Source organism: Pseudomonas sp. CG7, from assembly GCF_023701885.1.
Taxonomy (GTDB): Bacteria; Pseudomonadota; Gammaproteobacteria; order Pseudomonadales; family Pseudomonadaceae; genus Aquipseudomonas; species Aquipseudomonas zanjanensis.
In genome coordinates this window covers 72,818-89,471 of sequence record NZ_JABAEE010000018.1, presented here as the reverse complement: position 1 = coordinate 89,471, position 16,654 = coordinate 72,818, and the positions used below count along the sequence as shown (strand labels likewise).

The window sequence follows — 16,654 nt, the reverse complement described above, 5'->3', positions numbered from 1 at the left end:
TACTTCTTGGTCATGGAATATTCCTCAATAGGTGTAGTTTCACCTATTGAGGTGTCCGGGACTATTAGACCAGCTCAGGCCTCTTCGCGAGCAAGCCCGCTCCCACAAAGGCCTGCGTTGAGTCTGAGTTTTTAACCGCCCGGAGCCCGGCCCCATGCACAAGCTCGATCGCTACGACCTCAAGATCCTGCAGATCCTCGCCGAGGACGGGCGCATCACCAAGTCGAGCCTGGCCGAGGCCATCAACCTGTCGGTGACGCCGGCCTGGGAGCGGGTGCGCAAGCTGGAAGCGGCGGGCTTGATCATCGGTTACCGGGCGCAGATCGATTGGGGCGCGGTGTTCAAGCGCCAGCAGGTGCTGGTGGAGATCACCCTGGCCCGACACACCGCCCAGGACATGCGCCGTTTCGAGCAACGCATGATCGCCGCGCCGGAAGTGGCATTCTGTTACGCCACCGGTGGCGGTGTGGATTACCTGGCGATGATCCAGTCCCCGGACGTCGATGCCTATCAGCGTTTCGTCGACCAACTGCTGCTCGAAGACCTCGGCATCGAACGCTACTTCACCTACATCGTCACCAAGACCATCAAGACCGTCGGCGCGTTGCCGGCGGAGTTGGCGCCCTCTTCCTGAGCACCGCAGAAAACACGTTCCAGCAAGTCTTTTCCAGAAAAAAACCAAGGTATGGCCCTGCGCAAACACCCGAAAACCCAAGCATCGCTGCCCTAGCATGGATTCACGCAAACGGTCTGGAGTGAACGTCATGCCTTATCAACATCCGCTGCTGTTCAAAGCGCTTTGCTACATCGATGGCCATTGGGTCCACAGCGACAGTGGCCAAAGCATCGCGGTGCACAACCCTGCCGCCCGCACGGTTATCGGCCATGTGCCGATGCTCGATCAGGCGCAGATCGTCGCGGCGGTGGACGCAGCGCATCGCGCCTTCCCGGCGTGGCGCGAGCAGAGCCTGGAGACGCGCGGCGCGATCCTGCGGCGCTGGGCAGCGTTGATCACCGAACACAGCGAAGACCTCGCACACATCCTCAGCCTGGAACAGGGCAAACCGTTGGCCGAGTCCCGTGGCGAAATCGCCTATGCCGCCAGCTTCATCCCTTGGTTCGCCGAGGAAGCCCGGCGCCTTTACGGCCAGAACATCCCCAGCCATATCCCGAATGCGCACCTGGGCACCATCAAGGAGCCGGTGGGCGTCTGCGCGCTGCTCACACCGTGGAATTTCCCTTCGGCGATGATCACCCGCAAGGCCGCCGCGGCCCTGGCTGCCGGCTGCACGGTGGTGATCAAGCCCGCCCACGAAACACCGTACTCAGCGTTGGCCCTGGCGCAATTGGCCGAGGAAGCGGGCTTTCCCGCCGGAGTCTTCAACGTGGTCTTGGGCGAGCCGCAAATGGCCATGGAAACCCTGGTCAAGGACCGTCGTGTACACTCGGTGAGTTTCACTGGCTCGACCCGGGTCGGCAAACTGGTGCTGCAAGCGGCGGCCCATGACGTGAAGAAAGTCGCACTGGAACTGGGCGGCAACGCGCCGTTCATTGTCTGCGCCGATGCCGACCTGACGCTGGCAGTGAAAGTCGCTGTGGAAGCGAAGTTCCAGACCTCGGGCCAGGATTGCTGCGCGGCCAACCGAATCATGGTGCAACGCTCGGTGTACCCAGCGTTCCTCAGTCGTTTCGCCGCGGCGGTGCGTGGCTTGCGCGTCGGGCCGGCCATGGTCGGTCAACAGGAACAGGACGGGGATGTCGGGCCGTTGATGCACCAGGCGGCGTTCGATGCGACCGCTGATCGTGTCACCGATGCCCTGGCGCTGGGCGCTCAGCGCCTGGTGGGGGGCGAGGCCCATGCCTTGGGCGGGTTGTTCTATCAACCGACCGTGCTGGCCGATGTCACGCCGCAGATGCGCATCTACCGTGAAGAAAACTTCGCGCCCATTGCCGGGGTGATGCCGTTCGACACCCTGGACGAAGCCATCGAAATGGCCAACGACACCGAATACGGACTGGCGGCCTATATTTGTTCGAACCGCCTGGATGTCATTTATCCGCTGATCCGCCGTCTCGACCACGCCATGGTCGCGGTCAACGGCGTCAAGTTCACCGGCCACCCGATCCCCTTCGGTGGCATGAAAGCCTCCGGCCTCGGTCGTGAGGGTGGCAGCGAGGGCTTCGAGCCCTTTGTCGAAACCAAATATTTTTGCCTGCACCATCAAGGCCAGTTCCCAGGAGAGTCCGCATGAGCCAAGAACTCAATACGCTATTCGAACAAGACCGTGCGCATTTCATGCACCCCTCGACCCACGCCCATGACCATGCCAGCGGCGCGCTCAAGGGACGGATCATCAAGAGTGCGTCAGGCGTTCGCATTCGCGACCATGAGGGCCGTGAGTTCATCGACGCCTTCGCCGGCCTCTACTGCGTGAACATCGGCTACGGCCGCACGGAGGTGGCTGACGCCATCTATAAGCAGGCCAAGGAACTGGCCTACTACCACACCTACGTCGGCCACTCGAGCGAGGCGATCATTGAGCTGTCCAGTCGCATCATGGACTGGGCGCCGGAAGGGATGAAGAAGGTCTACTACGGATTGTCCGGCTCCGATGCCAACGAGACCCAAGTCAAATTGGTGCGCTACTACAACAACGTGCTGGGCCGGCCGCTGAAGAAAAAGATCATCTCGCGGGACCGTGGCTACCATGGTTCGGGCATCATGACCGGCAGCCTGACGGGGCTGGCGACCTTCCACCAGCATTTCGATCTTCCGGTGGAAGGGGTCAAGCACACCGTGTGCCCGCACTGGTATCGCAAGGCCCCGGTGGGCATGGACGAAGCGGCATTCGTGAGCTATTGCGCCGATGAGCTGGAGAAGATGATTCTCGCCGAAGGCCCGGACACCGTCGCGGCGTTCATCGGTGAACCGCTGATGGGCACCGGCGGCATCATTGTCCCGCCTGTCGGTTACTGGGATGCGATCCAGGCCGTGTTGAAGAAGTACGACGTGCTGTTGATTGCCGACGAGGTGGTCTGCGCGTTTGGTCGCCTGGGGTCGAAGATGGGCAGCCAGCGCTACGGCATGAAGCCGGACCTGATCACCACCGCCAAAGGCCTGACCAGTGCTTATGCACCGTTGTCGGCGGTGATCATCGGCGAGAAGGTCTGGAGCGTGATTGAAAAGGCCTCCCAGGCCGAAGGCGCCATGGGCCATGGCTGGACGTATTCCGGGCATCCGATCTGCGCGGCGGCGGCGTTGGCCAACGTCGACATCCTCGAACGGGAAAACCTCACGGCCAACGCCGAGAATGTTGGGGGCTACTTGAACCGTCGGTTGCGTGAAACGCTGGAAGGTCATCCGCTGGTGGGGGAGGTGCGCGGCGACGGCATGCTGGCCGCAGTGGAGTTCATGGCCGATCGTGAACAGCGCACGGCGTTCGACCCGGCACTTAAAGTCGGCCCGAAGGTCTCGGCTGCCTGCCTGGAGCGCGGCATGCTCGCCCGCGCCATGCCCCACGGCGACATCCTGGGCTTCGCCCCACCGCTGATCCTGACCCGCGAAGATGCGGACCTGATCGTCGACATCACCAAAGGGGCCATCGACCAGGTGGCGGGTGAGGTGTTGGCTTAACTGAGATGCCTCAGGACACCGATCCCTGTGGCGAGGGAGCTTGCTCCCGCTGGGCCGCGAAGCGGCCCCAAAACCAGGCAACTCGGTGTGTCAGGAAAATCGAGTTCGCTGCTATAGGGCTGCTTCGCAGCCCAGCGGGAGCAAGCTCCCTCGCCACGGGGGATCAAATTGAAATAGGGAATAGGAACCGATAAAAAGCCCGCCCGATCATGGGATCGGGCGGGCTTTTTGGTGTCGCTTGGAAATTACTTCTTCAAACCGTAATGCTCATCGAGCATGCCGGGCGAATTCGGGGCCTTTGGCGCGTAGTCCCGTGGCGGTTCCTGGATCCCTTTGGGTGGGGTCAGGCGTTCCCGTGGCGTCTGTGCCGCATCGGCTTGCAGGGCAGCCAGCAGGCGCTGGCGAGTCTGCTCGTCCAGGGCCAGGCGATTGGCACCCTCGGACAGATGATCCTGGACTTCCTGGTAGCTCTGGGTGAGTTTTTTCACCAGAGAGGCGGTGCTGTTGAAGTGGGTAACCACTTCATTCTGATAACTGTCGAAACGTTCCTGGATGTCGTCCAGCTGACGTTGGGTGCTGTTGGGCACCGCGTTGGGCAGCAGTCGGGCAAGCAGGAATCCAATGGCGACACCGGCAACCAGGGCAAGAGTAGGCAACAACCAAACTAAGAGCGAGTGTTCCACGAGTCCTTCCTCTATAAACGGCTTTGCTTTACGTTAACGGCTCGGACCTGCGCTGTATACCGCGAAGAACATCGCAATCATGCCAGGCACAGACTTTTAGCTAGACGAGTCGACCCCATTCGGGGTCACGGAGTTCTTTCCCTTGCTTATGCGCGAAACCCCTGTAGTCATCGATGGCCCCGTGGGCCAACTGGAAGCCTTGTACCTGGACAACGAGGCCCCCCGTGGCCTGGCGCTGATCTGCCACCCGAACCCGGTGCAGGGCGGGACCATGCTCAACAAAGTGGTCTCGACCCTGCAACGCACCGCCCGGGATGCCGGGCTGGTTACGTTGCGTTTCAATTATCGTGGCGTGGGCGCCAGTGCCGGCACTCATGACATGGGCACTGGTGAAGTGGACGACGCCCAGGCGGTCGCCCAATGGCTGCGGGAACAATACCCGCAATTGCCCCTGACCCTGTTCGGCTTTTCCTTCGGCGGATTCGTCGCCGCCAGCCTGGGTGGGCGCCTGGAAGCCCAGGGACAACCGGTCAAGCACTTGTTCATGGTGGCCCCGGCGGTGATGCGCCTGGATGAGCAGTCGCCCTTGCCGACCGGGGGCGACTTGACCGTGAGCCAGCCGGAAACCGACGAAGTGGTCGATCCGCAACTGGTCTACGCATGGTCCGACACGCTCCAACGTCCCCATGAGCTGCTGAAAGTGGCAGAATGCGGACACTTTTTTCATGGCAAGCTGACTGATCTCAAGGATCTGATCCTGCCGCGCCTCTCGAATTGACAGCAGTCTGACAAGCGATAACCCATGACGACGCGTACCCGTATCCTGACCGGCATCACCACCACCGGCACCCCGCACCTGGGCAACTATGCCGGCGCCATCCGTCCGGCGATCCTCGCCAGCCGCGACAGCAACGCCGATTCGTTCTACTTCCTGGCCGACTATCACGCCCTGATCAAGTGCGATGACCCGCTGCGTATCCAGCGTTCGCGCCTGGAAATCGCCGCCACCTGGCTGGCCGGCGGCCTGGACGTGGACCGCGTAACGTTCTATCGCCAGTCCGACATTCCCGAGATCCCGGAGCTGACCTGGCTGCTGACCTGCGTCGCCGCCAAGGGCCTGCTCAACCGCGCCCACGCCTACAAGGCCTCGGTGGACAAGAACGTCGAGACCGGCGAAGACCCGGACGCCGGCGTCACCATGGGCCTCTACAGCTACCCGATCCTCATGGCCGCCGACATCCTGATGTTCAACGCCCACAAGGTGCCGGTCGGCCGCGACCAGATCCAGCACGTGGAGATGGCCCGGGACATCGGCCAGCGCTTCAATCATCTGTTCGGCCAGGGCAAGGAGTTCTTCACCATGCCCGAGGCGCTGATCGAAGAAAGCGTCGCCACATTGCCGGGCCTCGATGGCCGCAAGATGTCCAAGAGCTACGACAACACCATTCCGCTGTTCAGCAGCGCCAAGGACATGAAGGACGCGATCTCGCGGATCGTCACCGACTCCCGCGCCCCGGGCGAAGCCAAGGATCCGGACAATTCGCACCTGTTCACCCTGTTCCAGGCTTTCGCCACTGCCGAGCAGTCCGCCGAGTTCCGCAGCGAACTGTTGCAGGGCCTGGGTTGGGGCGAAGCGAAGAACCGCCTGTTCCAGTTGCTCGACAGCGAGCTGGGTGAGGCCCGCGAACGTTATCACCAGTTCATCGAGCGTCCATCGGACCTCGAAGACATCCTGCAACTGGGCGCGAGCAAGGCCCGGGCCGTGGCAACGCCGTTCCTCAATGAACTGCGCGAGGCCGTTGGCTTGCGGTCCTTCGTCAGCCAGGTCCAGGTGGCCACCCAGACCAAAAAGAAAGCGGCCAAGGCGGCACGTTTCGTCAGCTTCCGCGAGGAGGACGGCAGTTTCCGTTTCCGCCTGCTTTCCGCCGAGGGTGAGCAACTGTTGCTCTCGAACAATTTTGCCGACGGCAAGACCGCAGGGCAGGTGACCAAGCAATTGCAGGCCGGCCAACCCCTGGACGTACGCAGCGACGAGCTGAGTTTCAGCGTCTGGCTCGAAGGCGAATGCGTGGCGAATAGCCCAGCGTTCACCGACAGTGCCGCCCGGGACGCGGCCATTGATGCCTTGCGCATTGCCCTGACGCCTGCCCAGGACTGATCCGGCGCGTCACCCGACCATCGGCCCGAATAAGGGCCGATTGCCATTCTTCCGGGCCATCGCTACAGTGACGGCCCGTTTTTGTTGCCTTGCTAACGAATATGACGCCCCTAGAACGATATCAAGCTGATCTGAAACGCCCGGAGTTCTTCCACGACGCAGCCCAGGAAACGGCGGTGCGGCATTTGCAGCGCCTGTACGACGACCTGGTCGCGGCATCGAAGAACAAGCCGGGCCTGTTGGGCAAACTGTTCGGCAAAAAAGACCAGGCGCCCGTCAAGGGCCTGTACTTCTGGGGCGGCGTTGGCCGTGGCAAGACCTACCTGGTGGATACCTTCTTCGAAGCGCTGCCGTTCAAGGAAAAGACACGGACACACTTCCACCGCTTCATGAAGCGCGTGCACGAGGAAATGAAGACCCTGGGTGGCGAAAAGAACCCGCTGACCATCATCGCCAAGCGTTTTTCCGACGAGCCCCGGGTGATCTGCTTCGATGAGTTTTTCGTTTCCGATATCACCGACGCGATGATCCTCGGCACCTTGATGGAAGAACTGTTCAAGAACGGCGTGACCCTGGTCGCCACCTCGAACATCGTGCCGGACGGCCTGTACAAGGATGGCCTGCAACGGGCGCGTTTCCTGCCGGCCATCGCGCTGATCAAGGAACACACCGAAATCGTCAACGTCGACAGCGGCGTCGACTACCGCCTGCGCCACCTCGAACAAGCGGAACTGTTCCACTTCCCGTTGGATGCCGCCGCCGAAGAAAGCCTGCGCAAGAGCTTCCGCGCCCTGACACCGGAATGCACCCAAGCGGTCGAAAACGACGAACTGATCATCGAAAATCGCAAGATCCGCGCCATTCGCACCTGCGACGACGTCGCCTGGTTCGACTTCCGCGAACTGTGCGACGGCCCGCGCAGCCAGAACGATTACATCGAACTGGGCAAGATCTTCCACGCCGTGTTGCTGAGTAATGTCGAGCAGATGAGCGTCACCACCGACGACATCGCCCGTCGCTTCATCAACATGGTCGACGAGTTCTACGACCGTAACGTGAAGCTGATCATTTCGGCTGAAGTCGAACTCAAGGATCTCTACACCGGCGGTCGCCTGACCTTCGAATTCCAGCGGACCCTGAGTCGCTTGTTGGAAATGCAATCCCACGAATTCCTGGCGCGGGCGCATAAGCCGTAGGGCGTTCGGAGCACAAAAAAAGGCCTGCGATTGCAGGCCTTTTTTGTGTGCGAGATTTAGCAGTCCTCCGCATAACCCTGTGGGAGCGGGCTTGCTCGCGAAGAGGGCGGCATGTTCAGCATCGATGCAAGCTGACCCACCGCTTTCGCGAGCAAGCCCGCTCCCACACTGGATTGTATTCAGCTCTGGTTCACGCCGCCTGCTGAAACTGCTGTCGATACTGGTTCGGCGACAGGTCGGTATGTTGCCGGAACAGTCGTGCGAAAAAGCTCGCGTCGTCGTAGCCGACTTCGTAGCTGATGGTCTTGATGCTCTTGCGGCTGCCGGAGAGCAGGCCCTTGGCGGTTTCGATCCGCAGCCGTTGCAGATAGTGCAGCGGTTTGTCGCCCGTGGCGGTCTGGAAGCGGCGCATGAAATTGCGGATGCTCATGCCATGTTCCCGGGCAACGTCCTCGAAGCGGAATTTATCGGCGAAGTGCTCTTCGAGCCATTGCTGGATCTGCAGGATGATCACGTCCTGGTGCAGTTTCTGCCCGCCGAAGCCGATCCGTCCTGGCGAATAGCTGCGTTGCACTTCATACAGGATGTCCCGCGCCACGGCCTGGGCCACGTTGGCGCCGCAGAAGCGTTCGATGAGGTAGATGTAGAGGTCGCAGGCTGAGGTCGTACCGCCAGCGCAGAACAGGTTGTCGGCGTCGGTCAGGTGTTTGTCCTGGTTCAGGTGCACCTGGGGGAAGCGCTCCTTGAAGGCATTGAAGAAGCGCCAGTAAGTGGTGGCTTCCTTGCCGTCGAGTAGCCCGGCCTCGGCCAGCCAGAACACCCCGGTGGCTTCGCCGCAGAGGACTGCGCCGCGAGCGTGTTGTTCGCGCAGCCAGGGCAAGACCTGGGGATAACGTTGGCAGAGGCCGGCGAAATCATCCCAGAAGGCTGGCAGGATGATGACGTCGGTATTTTCCAGGCCACCGTCCACCGGCATGATCACATCGCTGAAACTGTTCACCGGTTTGCCATCGGGGCTGACCAGCCGGGTTTCAAACGCCGGCGTCAGGCCGTGGCCCAGTTGTTTGCCATAGCGCAGGCTGGCCAGGTGGAAAAAATCCTTGGCTTGCATGAGGGTGGAGGCGAAGACCCGGTCGACTGCCAGGATGCTGACGCGCCGCAAGGGCGTGGAGGCGTGCATAGACATAATTCATCTTTATTTTTATAGGGGAAAGTGGTCAACAGACGGCTGGATCGTCTTATTTTTTGTCGGATGTGTCCAGTGTCCTGTCGTACGTCGCAGGCTTAGGCTCTGTCGGATAACCACGCCCAACAATAACCAAAGGTGCGCCATGATCCCAAGAACCCTGTTCAGTCCCGAGCACGAATTGTTTCGCGACAGCGTACGAACCTTCCTCGAAAAAGAAGCCGTGCCGTACCACAGTCAGTGGGAAAAACAGGGGCATGTCGATCGTCAACTCTGGAACAAAGCGGGGGAGGCGGGCATGTTGTGCTCGCACCTGCCAGAGGCCTATGGCGGGCTTGACGCGGATTTCCTCTACAGCACCGTGGTGATCGAGGAGATCGGCCGCCTGGGGCTGACGGGGATCGGCTTCTCGCTGCATTCCGACATCGTCGCGCCGTACATCCTGCATTACGGCAGCGAAGCGCTGAAACACAAGTACCTGCCGAAACTGGTGTCTGGCGAAATGGTCACGGCCATTGCCATGACCGAGCCGGGCGCCGGCTCCGACCTGCAAGGGGTGAAGACCACGGCGGTGCTCGACGGTGATGAATACGTCATCAACGGCTCGAAGACATTCATCACCAATGGCTTCCTGGCGGACCTGGTGATTGTGGTCGCCAAGACCGACCCCAAGGCCGGCGCCAAGGGCACCAGCCTGTTCCTGGTGGAGGCGGGCACCCCGGGCTTTGAAAAGGGCAAGCGCCTGGAGAAAGTCGGCATGAAGGCCCAGGACACGTCGGAACTGTTCTTCCAGGATGTCCGCGTGCCGAAGGAAAACCTGCTGGGGCAGGCCGGAATGGGCTTTGCCTACCTGATGCAAGAGCTGCCCCAGGAACGCCTGACCGTCGCCATCGGTGGCCTGGCTTCGGCCGAAGCGGCGCTGCAATGGACCCTGGACTACACCCGTGATCGCAAGGCGTTCGGCAAATCCATCGCCGACTTCCAGCACACCCGTTTCAAGCTCGCGGAAATGGCCACCGAAATCCAGATTGGCCGGGTCTTCGTCGACCGCTGCCTGGAGTTGCACCTGCAAGGCAAGCTGGACGTGCCGACGGCGGCGATGGCCAAGTACTGGGGCACCGACCTGCAATGCAAGGTGCTCGACGAGTGCGTGCAGTTGCATGGCGGCTACGGCTTCATGTGGGAATACCCGATTGCCCGGGCATGGGCGGATGCGCGGGTGCAGCGGATCTATGCCGGGACCAATGAAATCATGAAGGAGATCATTGCGCGGTCGCTTTGATAAGGGGGGGGGTTGAGTCGGCTATCGCGAGCTTGCTCGCGATGAGGCCTATGGATCAGGGCGCCGGGTTCGGCTGATCCTTGTGAATCGCCTCGATCCCCGCCAGCACTTCATCCGACAGCTTCAGATCGAAGCTGGCGATGTTGCTGTCCAGTTGCTCCAGCGTGGTGGCGCCGATGATGTTGCTGGTCACGAACGGCTGCTGGGTGACGAACGCCAGGGCCATCTGCGCCGGGTCCAGGCCGTGCTCACGGGCCAGGGCGACATAACGGCTGCAGGCGGCCTCCGACTGCGGGTTGAAGTAACGCATGAAGCGGCTGTAAAGGGTCAGGCGGCCCTTGGCGGGCCGTGCGCCGTTTTCGTATTTGCCCGACAGGAAGCCGAACGCCAGTGGCGAATAAGCCAGCAGTCCACATTGTTCGCGAATGGCGATTTCCGACAGGCCGATCTCGAAGCTGCGGTTGAGCAGGTTGTACGGGTTCTGGATCGACACCGCCCGCGGCCAGCCACGGGCCTCGGCCAGGGCGAGGAATTTCATGGTGCCCCAAGGCGTTTCGTTGGACAGGCCGATGTGGCGGATCTTGCCGGCGCGGACCTGCTCGTCCAGGGCTTCGAGGGTTTCCTCCAGCGGGGTGAACGTTTCGTCGGCCTTGTGCTGGTAGCCCAGTTGACCAAAGAAGTTGGTGCTGCGCTCGGGCCAATGCAGCTGGTAGAGATCGATCCAGTCGGTCTGCAGGCGCTTGAGGCTGGCGTCCACCGCTTCGACGATGTGGCGGCGGTTGTGCTTGAGGTTCTTGTCGCGGATGTAGTCGATGGTGTTGCCGGGGCCGGCGATCTTGCTCGCCAGGATCCAGTCGGCACGGTCGCCACGGCTCTTGAAGTAATTGCCGATGTAGCGCTCGGTGGTGGCGTAGGTATCGGCCTTGGGGGGGACCGGGTACATCTCGGCGGTGTCGATGAAATTGATGCCGGCACCCTTGGCGCGTTCGATCTGGGCGAAGGCCTCTGCCTCGCTGTTCTGCTCACCCCAGGTCATGGTGCCGAGGCACAGGGCGCTGACATTCAGATCGGTACGGCCTAGCTGGCGATAGTCCATCGGGAACTCCTCGGGCAAAACAATCATAAAAGCAGGTTGAAATATTTTTCGCAATCTGCATAATTGCGCACCTCTTTCTGCAGTGGAAGTGATGCGCCGCCGCCGAAGAATCTTGCCGTTGAACGGACGCGCCGACCCGAGCCCCCGAAAGCGTCTGTATCCGGCTGCCTTTGACTTGTCAAAGTACGCACTATTCAGTAAGATCCGCCGTCTAATTTACAGGGCGGCCCCTGAGGCTATAAAGAATGAAAACTTTTACTGCTAAACCGGAAACAGTAAAGCGCGACTGGTTTGTCGTCGACGCTGCTGGTCAGACCCTGGGTCGTCTGGCCACCGAAATCGCGAGCCGTCTGCGTGGCAAGCACAAGCCTGAGTACACCCCTCACGTTGACACCGGTGACTACATCGTCGTGATCAACGCTGAGCAAGTACGTGTTACTGGCGCTAAAACCACTGACAAAATGTACTACTCCCACTCCGGTTTTCCTGGCGGCATCAAGTCGATCAACTTCGAAAAGCTGATCGCCAAAGCCCCTGAGCGCGTGATCGAGACCGCGGTTAAAGGCATGCTGCCTAAGAACCCACTGGGTCGCGACATGTATCGTAAGCTGAAGGTTTATGCGGGCGCTGCTCACCCTCATACTGCTCAGCAGCCCCAAGAACTGAAGTTTTAACGGAATAGTTCATTATGTCGGCGACTCAAAATTACGGCACTGGCCGTCGCAAGACTGCAACCGCACGCGTTTTCCTGCGTCCGGGCACTGGTAACATCTCCATCAACAACCGCTCCCTGGATAACTTCTTCGGCCGCGAAACTGCCCGCATGGTAGTTCGTCAGCCGCTGGAACTGACCGAGACCGTCGAAAAATTCGACATCTACGTCACTGTTATCGGTGGTGGTGTAAGTGGTCAAGCTGGCGCAATCCGCCACGGCATCACTCGCGCCCTGATGGATTACGACGAGACTCTGCGTGGTGCTCTGCGCAAAGCCGGCTTCGTAACTCGCGATGCTCGCGAAGTTGAACGTAAGAAAGTCGGTCTGCGTAAAGCGCGTAAGCGTCCGCAGTACTCGAAGCGTTAATTTCGCTTCCGCTTTCAAAAGGCGCCCAGTTCCTCACGGAGCTGGGCGTTTTTTTATGGGCAAAAGAATTGCTCTGTGACAACTTGCCACATTCGTAGAGCCCCTATACTACAAGGCTTGGCGGTTTGGCCGCTTGGTAATTACCTTGTCAGAATTGGGGCTTTTCATTACCATTCGGCAAAATTTTTATAAGTTCAGATTTTTACTTAGTAGACGCCTGATCTAACAGGCCACAAAGCTGATGGGAGAGGACTGAATGAGCAATGACGGCGTGAATGCAGGCCGGCGTCGCTTCCTGGTAGCAGCCACATCCGTGGTGGGTGCTGCAGGAGCGGTGGGGGCTGCGGTCCCGTTCGTGGGGTCATGGTTTCCCAGCGCCAAGGCGAAAGCCGCAGGTGCACCGGTGAAAGTGAATGTCAGCAAGATCGAGCCAGGCCAGCAGATGATTGCTGAGTGGCGCGGCCAGCCGGTGTTCATCGTCCGCCGTACAGAGGAAATCCTGGGGAATCTGAAAAAGATCGAGGGTCAGTTGTCCGACCCGTCCTCCAAGAACTCGGTCCAACCGGAATACGTCAACCCTGAAACGCGTTCGATCAAGCCAGAGGTTCTGCTGCTGATCGGTATCTGCACGCACCTGGGTTGCTCGCCAACGTTCCGTCCTGAAGTGGCCCCTGCCGATCTGGGCAAGGACTGGGTCGGTGGCTATTTCTGCCCTTGCCACGGCTCCCACTACGACCTGGCCGGTCGCGTCTACAAATCGCAGCCTGCACCTCTGAACCTGCCAGTTCCCCCGCATTCCTATGAGACCGATGACATCATTGTCGTTGGCGTCGATACGGAGAAAGCGTGATGAGCAAACTTATGGATTGGGTTGATGCGCGCTTTCCCGCGACCAAGATGTGGGAAGACCATCTCAGCAAGTACTACGCTCCGAAGAACTTCAACTTCTTCTACTTCTTTGGCTCCCTGGCGCTGCTCGTTCTGGTCAACCAGATCGTCACCGGTGTCTGGCTGACCATGAGCTACACGCCGTCGGCGGAAGAGGCGTTCGCCTCCGTCGAATACATCATGCGCGACGTCGAGTACGGCTCGATCCTGCGTCTGCTGCACTCCACTGGCGCTTCGGCGTTCTTCATCGTGGTCTACCTGCACATGTTCCGTGGCTTGCTCTACGGTTCGTACCAGAAGCCCCGTGAGCTGGTGTGGGTCTTCGGCATGCTGATCTACCTGGCACTGATGGCCGAGGCCTTCATGGGTTACCTGCTGCCGTGGGGCCAGATGTCCTACTGGGGTGCCCAGGTGATCATCTCGCTGTTCGGTGCGATCCCGGTCATCGGCGACGACCTGACCCAATGGATCCGTGGTGACTACCTGATCTCAGGCATCACCTTGAACCGCTTTTTCGCCTTGCATGTCGTGGCCCTGCCGATCGTGATCCTCGGCCTGGTGGTGCTGCACATCCTCGCGCTGCACGAAGTCGGTTCGAACAACCCCGACGGCGTGGATATCAAGAAGCACAAGGACGAGAACGGCGTACCGCTGGATGGCATCGCCTTCCACCCGTACTACACCGTGAAAGACATCGTCGGCGTGGTGGTCTTCCTGTTCATCTTCTGCTCCATCGTGTTCTTCTTCCCGGAAATGGGCGGATACTTCCTCGAGAAGCCGAACTTCGAGCAGGCGAACGCGTTCAAGACCCCTGAGCACATTGCCCCGGTCTGGTACTTCACGCCGTTCTACGCGATCCTGCGGGCGATCCCGGACAAGCTGCTGGGTGTTATCGCCATGGGCGCGGCCATCGCCGTGCTGTTCGTCCTGCCGTGGCTGGACCGCAGCCCCGTCAAGTCGATGCGCTACAAAGGCTGGCTGAGCAAGATATGGCTCGTGGTGTTCTGCGTCTCGTTCGTGATCCTGGGCGTGCTGGGTGTACTGGCACCGACACCGGGCCGGACGCTGCTGTCGCAGGTCTGCACCTTCCTGTATTTCGCCTACTTCATTTTGATGCCGTTCTACACCAGGCTCGAGAAGACCAAACCGGTTCCGGAAAGGGTGACTGGCTGATGAAAAAGCTATTTGCTGTACTGATTCTTGCTGCTATGCCTGTACTGTCCTTCGCGGCTGAACACGGTGGTCCGGAGCTCGAAAAAGTCGACATCGACGTTTCCGACAAAGCGGCCATGCAGGACGGCGCCCGTACGTTCGCCAACTACTGCATGGGTTGCCACAGTGCCAAGTTCCAGCGCTACGAGCGTGTTGCCGATGACCTGGGCATCCCTCATGAGCTGATGCTCGAGAAGCTGGTGTTCACCGGTGCCAAGCTGGGTGACCACATGAACATCGGCATGCAGCCTGCGGATGCCAAGACCTGGTTCGGTGCCGCGCCGCCGGACCTGACCCTGGTTGCCCGTGTGCGTGGCACCGACTGGCTTTACGGCTACCTGCGTTCGTTCTACGAGGATCCTTCGCGTCCATGGGGCGTGAACAACAAGGTCTTCCCGAATGTCGGCATGCCTAACGTTCTGGTCGGCCTCCAGGGTCGCCAGGTGGTAGGCTGCAAACAGGTCCAGATCGTTGAAGACGGTAAAAAGCAATTCGATCCGCTGACCGGCTCCGCGTTGACTCACGAAGCTTGCGACCAGCTGACCGTATTGCCGAACACCGGCAGCCTGACCCCGGAGCAGTTTGACGAGAAGGTCAAGAACCTGGTGACCTTCCTGGCCTACTCGGCCAACCCGGTGAAGCTGGAACATCAGCGCATTGGTACCTATGTATTGCTGTACTTGGCGTTCTTCTTCGTATTCGCTTACCTGCTCAAGCGTGAATACTGGAAAGACGTGCATTGATAAAGCTGTAAGCCATTGCTGTTAATCGTGCGCGCCCAAGGGCGTCTCTGAAAATGTAACGAGCCTGGCCAGCCAGGTGTTACGGGAGGCGCCCTCTGGGCGCGCTCGCTTTTCCGTTTTTCGATAATTTCAACAAGCGAGGAGGATCGCCATGGGCGTGACCAATCGGTTGGCCTGTTACTCCGACCCCGCCGACCACTATTCCCACCGGGTACGCATCGTACTGGCAGAGAAGGGTGTCAGCGCCGAGATCATTTACGTCGAAGCGGGCCGTCAGCCGCCGAAGCTGATCGAGGTGAACCCTTACGGCAGCCTGCCCACACTGGTCGATCGTGACCTGGCGTTGTGGGAGTCGACTGTGGTGATGGAATATCTGGATGAGCGTTATCCGCATCCACCTTTACTGCCGGTTTATCCTGTCGCGCGTGCCAACAGCCGTTTGCTGATCCATCGCATCCAGCGTGACTGGTGCGGGTTGGTGGACTTGATCCTGGATTCCCGGACCAAGGAGCCGGCGCGGGTCGTGGCACGCAAGGAATTGCGTGAAAGCCTGACAGGCGTATCGCCGCTGTTCGTCGACAAGCCGTTTTTCCTCAGTGAGGAACAAAGTCTGGTGGATTGCTGCCTATTGCCCATACTCTGGCGTTTGCCGATTCTGGGTATCGAACTGCCGCGGCCTGCCAAGCCGCTGCTTGATTATATGGAGCGCCAATTTGCGCGTGAGGCATTCCAGGCGAGTCTGTCTGGTGTCGAACGCGACATGCGCTAAGGCTTAGGGAGCCGCTATGAACTCCAGTCGACCTTATCTGGTCCGCGCGCTCTACGAGTGGATTGTGGACAACGATTGCACCCCGCACATGCTGGTCAACGCCGAGTTTCCGTCGGTGCAGGTGCCGCAGGGTTTTGCCAATGACGGGCAGATTGTCCTGAACGTGTCGCCAGCCGCCGTGCGTCACTTGCACATGGATAACGATGCTGTCAGTTTCGAAGGGCGCTTCGGTGGTGTGCCGCATACCCTGTACGTGCCTGTTGCTGCGATCCTGGGCATTTATGCCCGGGAGAATGGCCAGGGCATGGTGTTCGAGCTGGAAGCGCCGCTGGACGGTGAGGAAGAGTTCGAGCCGGATGATGATTTGCCGCCACCGGATGACGAGCCGCCGCGTCCTAGTGGGCGGCCGAGTTTGAAAGTGGTGAAGTAGGTTGCCGATAAGTGCCAGTCACTGGTTGGGCGAAAGCCTGTAACTTGGTTAAGAAAATGCCTGTGTCGTGAGATGCGGGCATTTTTTTGTGTCGTGGTTTTGTGTGCATATTCGTTTCTGCGGTAACGCGTGCTTATGGTTCCGCTCTTGCAACCATCCCTTTCAAGGTCCTGTGGGAGCGGGCTTGCTCGCGAAGAGGCCGGCAAGCCCAGCATCCATTTGACTGAACCACCGCCATCGCGAGCAAGCTCGCTCCCACATTCAATCTCCAGTGGGCACAAAATTCATATCCAACA

17 protein-coding genes are annotated in these 16,654 nt (G+C 60.0%); 14 read left to right on the top strand and 3 right to left on the bottom strand.

Annotated features, from left to right (window positions below):
- Positions 1 to 154 precede the first annotated feature (154 nt).
- The 3 genes from HGO40_RS10355 (at position 155) to HGO40_RS10345 (ending at position 3,634) form a co-directional block, all read left to right on the top strand.
- Positions 155 to 634 carry an Lrp/AsnC family transcriptional regulator gene (locus HGO40_RS10355; RefSeq protein WP_250962897.1) on the top strand — a complete coding sequence of 160 codons (480 nt, stop codon included), beginning with the start codon at positions 155 to 157 and terminating at the stop codon, positions 632 to 634.
- Positions 635 to 764: 130 nt separating this feature from the next.
- Positions 765 to 2,252: an NAD-dependent succinate-semialdehyde dehydrogenase gene (locus tag HGO40_RS10350; RefSeq protein WP_250962896.1), complete on the top strand. Its 1,488-nt coding sequence runs from the start codon at positions 765 to 767 to the stop codon at positions 2,250 to 2,252.
- Positions 2,249 to 3,634: an aspartate aminotransferase family protein gene (locus HGO40_RS10345; RefSeq protein ID WP_250962895.1), complete on the top strand. Its 1,386-nt coding sequence runs from the start codon at positions 2,249 to 2,251 to the stop codon at positions 3,632 to 3,634. The genes HGO40_RS10350 and HGO40_RS10345 overlap by 4 nt, the downstream gene beginning before the upstream one ends.
- A gap of 245 nt (positions 3,635 to 3,879) precedes the next feature.
- On the opposite strand, the gene HGO40_RS10340 is transcribed toward HGO40_RS10345, so the two are convergent.
- The gene (locus tag HGO40_RS10340; RefSeq protein ID WP_181287677.1) at positions 3,880 to 4,317 is read right to left on the bottom strand and encodes a Z-ring associated ZapG family protein; all 438 of its coding nucleotides are present in this window, start codon (positions 4,315 to 4,317) and stop codon (positions 3,880 to 3,882) included.
- A 148-nt stretch (positions 4,318 to 4,465) separates the two neighbouring features.
- Between HGO40_RS10340 and HGO40_RS10335 the strand changes: the two genes are divergently transcribed.
- From HGO40_RS10335 to zapE, 3 genes are all read left to right on the top strand, one after another.
- The gene (locus tag HGO40_RS10335; protein WP_250962901.1) at positions 4,466 to 5,095 is read left to right on the top strand and encodes an alpha/beta hydrolase; all 630 of its coding nucleotides are present in this window, start codon (positions 4,466 to 4,468) and stop codon (positions 5,093 to 5,095) included.
- A gap of 24 nt (positions 5,096 to 5,119) precedes the next feature.
- Positions 5,120 to 6,475 (top strand): tryptophan--tRNA ligase, encoded by a 1,356-nt coding sequence (locus tag HGO40_RS10330; protein WP_250962894.1) that lies wholly within the window; start codon positions 5,120 to 5,122, stop codon positions 6,473 to 6,475.
- Positions 6,476 to 6,576: 101 nt separating this feature from the next.
- Positions 6,577 to 7,671 carry a cell division protein ZapE gene (gene zapE, locus HGO40_RS10325; RefSeq protein ID WP_250962893.1) on the top strand — a complete coding sequence of 365 codons (1,095 nt, stop codon included), beginning with the start codon at positions 6,577 to 6,579 and terminating at the stop codon, positions 7,669 to 7,671.
- Positions 7,672 to 7,861: 190 nt separating this feature from the next.
- Here zapE and HGO40_RS10320 read toward each other — a convergent pair whose 3' ends face one another.
- A complete protein-coding gene (locus HGO40_RS10320) occupies positions 7,862 to 8,758 on the bottom strand; it encodes a GlxA family transcriptional regulator (protein ID WP_186705196.1) in 897 nt (298 codons plus the stop codon).
- A 244-nt stretch (positions 8,759 to 9,002) separates the two neighbouring features.
- Between HGO40_RS10320 and HGO40_RS10315 the strand changes: the two genes are divergently transcribed.
- A complete protein-coding gene (locus HGO40_RS10315) occupies positions 9,003 to 10,139 on the top strand; it encodes an acyl-CoA dehydrogenase family protein (RefSeq protein ID WP_250962892.1) in 1,137 nt (378 codons plus the stop codon).
- Positions 10,140 to 10,194: 55 nt separating this feature from the next.
- On the opposite strand, the gene HGO40_RS10310 is transcribed toward HGO40_RS10315, so the two are convergent.
- The gene (locus tag HGO40_RS10310) at positions 10,195 to 11,235 is read right to left on the bottom strand and encodes an NADP(H)-dependent aldo-keto reductase (protein ID WP_250962891.1); all 1,041 of its coding nucleotides are present in this window, start codon (positions 11,233 to 11,235) and stop codon (positions 10,195 to 10,197) included.
- Positions 11,236 to 11,480: 245 nt separating this feature from the next.
- Here HGO40_RS10310 and rplM point away from each other — a divergent pair, with 245 nt between their 5' ends.
- From rplM to HGO40_RS10275, 7 genes are all read left to right on the top strand, one after another.
- A complete protein-coding gene (gene rplM, locus HGO40_RS10305; protein WP_003205365.1) occupies positions 11,481 to 11,909 on the top strand; it encodes a 50S ribosomal protein L13 in 429 nt (142 codons plus the stop codon).
- Positions 11,910 to 11,923: 14 nt separating this feature from the next.
- Positions 11,924 to 12,316: a 30S ribosomal protein S9 gene (gene rpsI / locus HGO40_RS10300; RefSeq protein WP_003205364.1), complete on the top strand. Its 393-nt coding sequence runs from the start codon at positions 11,924 to 11,926 to the stop codon at positions 12,314 to 12,316.
- Positions 12,317 to 12,572: 256 nt separating this feature from the next.
- Positions 12,573 to 13,166, top strand: a complete 594-nt coding sequence (gene petA, locus HGO40_RS10295) for a ubiquinol-cytochrome c reductase iron-sulfur subunit (protein ID WP_039591565.1) — start codon at positions 12,573 to 12,575, stop codon at positions 13,164 to 13,166.
- Positions 13,166 to 14,377 carry a cytochrome b gene (locus HGO40_RS10290; protein ID WP_186705118.1) on the top strand — a complete coding sequence of 404 codons (1,212 nt, stop codon included), beginning with the start codon at positions 13,166 to 13,168 and terminating at the stop codon, positions 14,375 to 14,377. The genes petA and HGO40_RS10290 overlap by 1 nt, the downstream gene beginning before the upstream one ends.
- Entirely contained in the window at positions 14,377 to 15,159 is a 783-nt protein-coding gene (locus HGO40_RS10285; RefSeq protein WP_186729579.1) for a cytochrome c1, read from the top strand. Before HGO40_RS10290 ends, HGO40_RS10285 begins: the two co-directional genes overlap by 1 nt.
- A gap of 151 nt (positions 15,160 to 15,310) precedes the next feature.
- A complete protein-coding gene (locus tag HGO40_RS10280; protein WP_003178195.1) occupies positions 15,311 to 15,928 on the top strand; it encodes a glutathione S-transferase N-terminal domain-containing protein in 618 nt (205 codons plus the stop codon).
- A 16-nt stretch (positions 15,929 to 15,944) separates the two neighbouring features.
- Entirely contained in the window at positions 15,945 to 16,358 is a 414-nt protein-coding gene (locus tag HGO40_RS10275; RefSeq protein ID WP_053124982.1) for a ClpXP protease specificity-enhancing factor, read from the top strand.
- The last annotated feature ends 296 nt before the right edge of the window (positions 16,359 to 16,654 follow it).

What these genes read in the sequence shown, in the direction of transcription:
- HGO40_RS10355 (WP_250962897.1), top strand. Translation starts at nt 155, where the DNA reads ATGCACAAGCTCGATCGCTACGACCTCAAGATCCTGCAGATCCTCGCC.
- HGO40_RS10350 (WP_250962896.1), top strand. Translation starts at nt 765, where the DNA reads ATGCCTTATCAACATCCGCTGCTGTTCAAAGCGCTTTGCTACATCGAT.
- HGO40_RS10345 (WP_250962895.1), top strand. Translation starts at nt 2,249, where the DNA reads ATGAGCCAAGAACTCAATACGCTATTCGAACAAGACCGTGCGCATTTC.
- HGO40_RS10335 (WP_250962901.1), top strand. Translation starts at nt 4,466, where the DNA reads ATGCGCGAAACCCCTGTAGTCATCGATGGCCCCGTGGGCCAACTGGAA.
- HGO40_RS10330 (WP_250962894.1), top strand. Translation starts at nt 5,120, where the DNA reads ATGACGACGCGTACCCGTATCCTGACCGGCATCACCACCACCGGCACC.
- zapE (WP_250962893.1), top strand. Translation starts at nt 6,577, where the DNA reads ATGACGCCCCTAGAACGATATCAAGCTGATCTGAAACGCCCGGAGTTC.
- HGO40_RS10315 (WP_250962892.1), top strand. Translation starts at nt 9,003, where the DNA reads ATGATCCCAAGAACCCTGTTCAGTCCCGAGCACGAATTGTTTCGCGAC.
- HGO40_RS10310 (WP_250962891.1), bottom strand. Translation starts at nt 11,235, where the DNA reads ATGGACTATCGCCAGCTAGGCCGTACCGATCTGAATGTCAGCGCCCTG.
- rplM (WP_003205365.1), top strand. Translation starts at nt 11,481, where the DNA reads ATGAAAACTTTTACTGCTAAACCGGAAACAGTAAAGCGCGACTGGTTT.
- rpsI (WP_003205364.1), top strand. Translation starts at nt 11,924, where the DNA reads ATGTCGGCGACTCAAAATTACGGCACTGGCCGTCGCAAGACTGCAACC.
- petA (WP_039591565.1), top strand. Translation starts at nt 12,573, where the DNA reads ATGAGCAATGACGGCGTGAATGCAGGCCGGCGTCGCTTCCTGGTAGCA.
- HGO40_RS10290 (WP_186705118.1), top strand. Translation starts at nt 13,166, where the DNA reads ATGAGCAAACTTATGGATTGGGTTGATGCGCGCTTTCCCGCGACCAAG.
- HGO40_RS10285 (WP_186729579.1), top strand. Translation starts at nt 14,377, where the DNA reads ATGAAAAAGCTATTTGCTGTACTGATTCTTGCTGCTATGCCTGTACTG.
- HGO40_RS10280 (WP_003178195.1), top strand. Translation starts at nt 15,311, where the DNA reads ATGGGCGTGACCAATCGGTTGGCCTGTTACTCCGACCCCGCCGACCAC.
- HGO40_RS10275 (WP_053124982.1), top strand. Translation starts at nt 15,945, where the DNA reads ATGAACTCCAGTCGACCTTATCTGGTCCGCGCGCTCTACGAGTGGATT.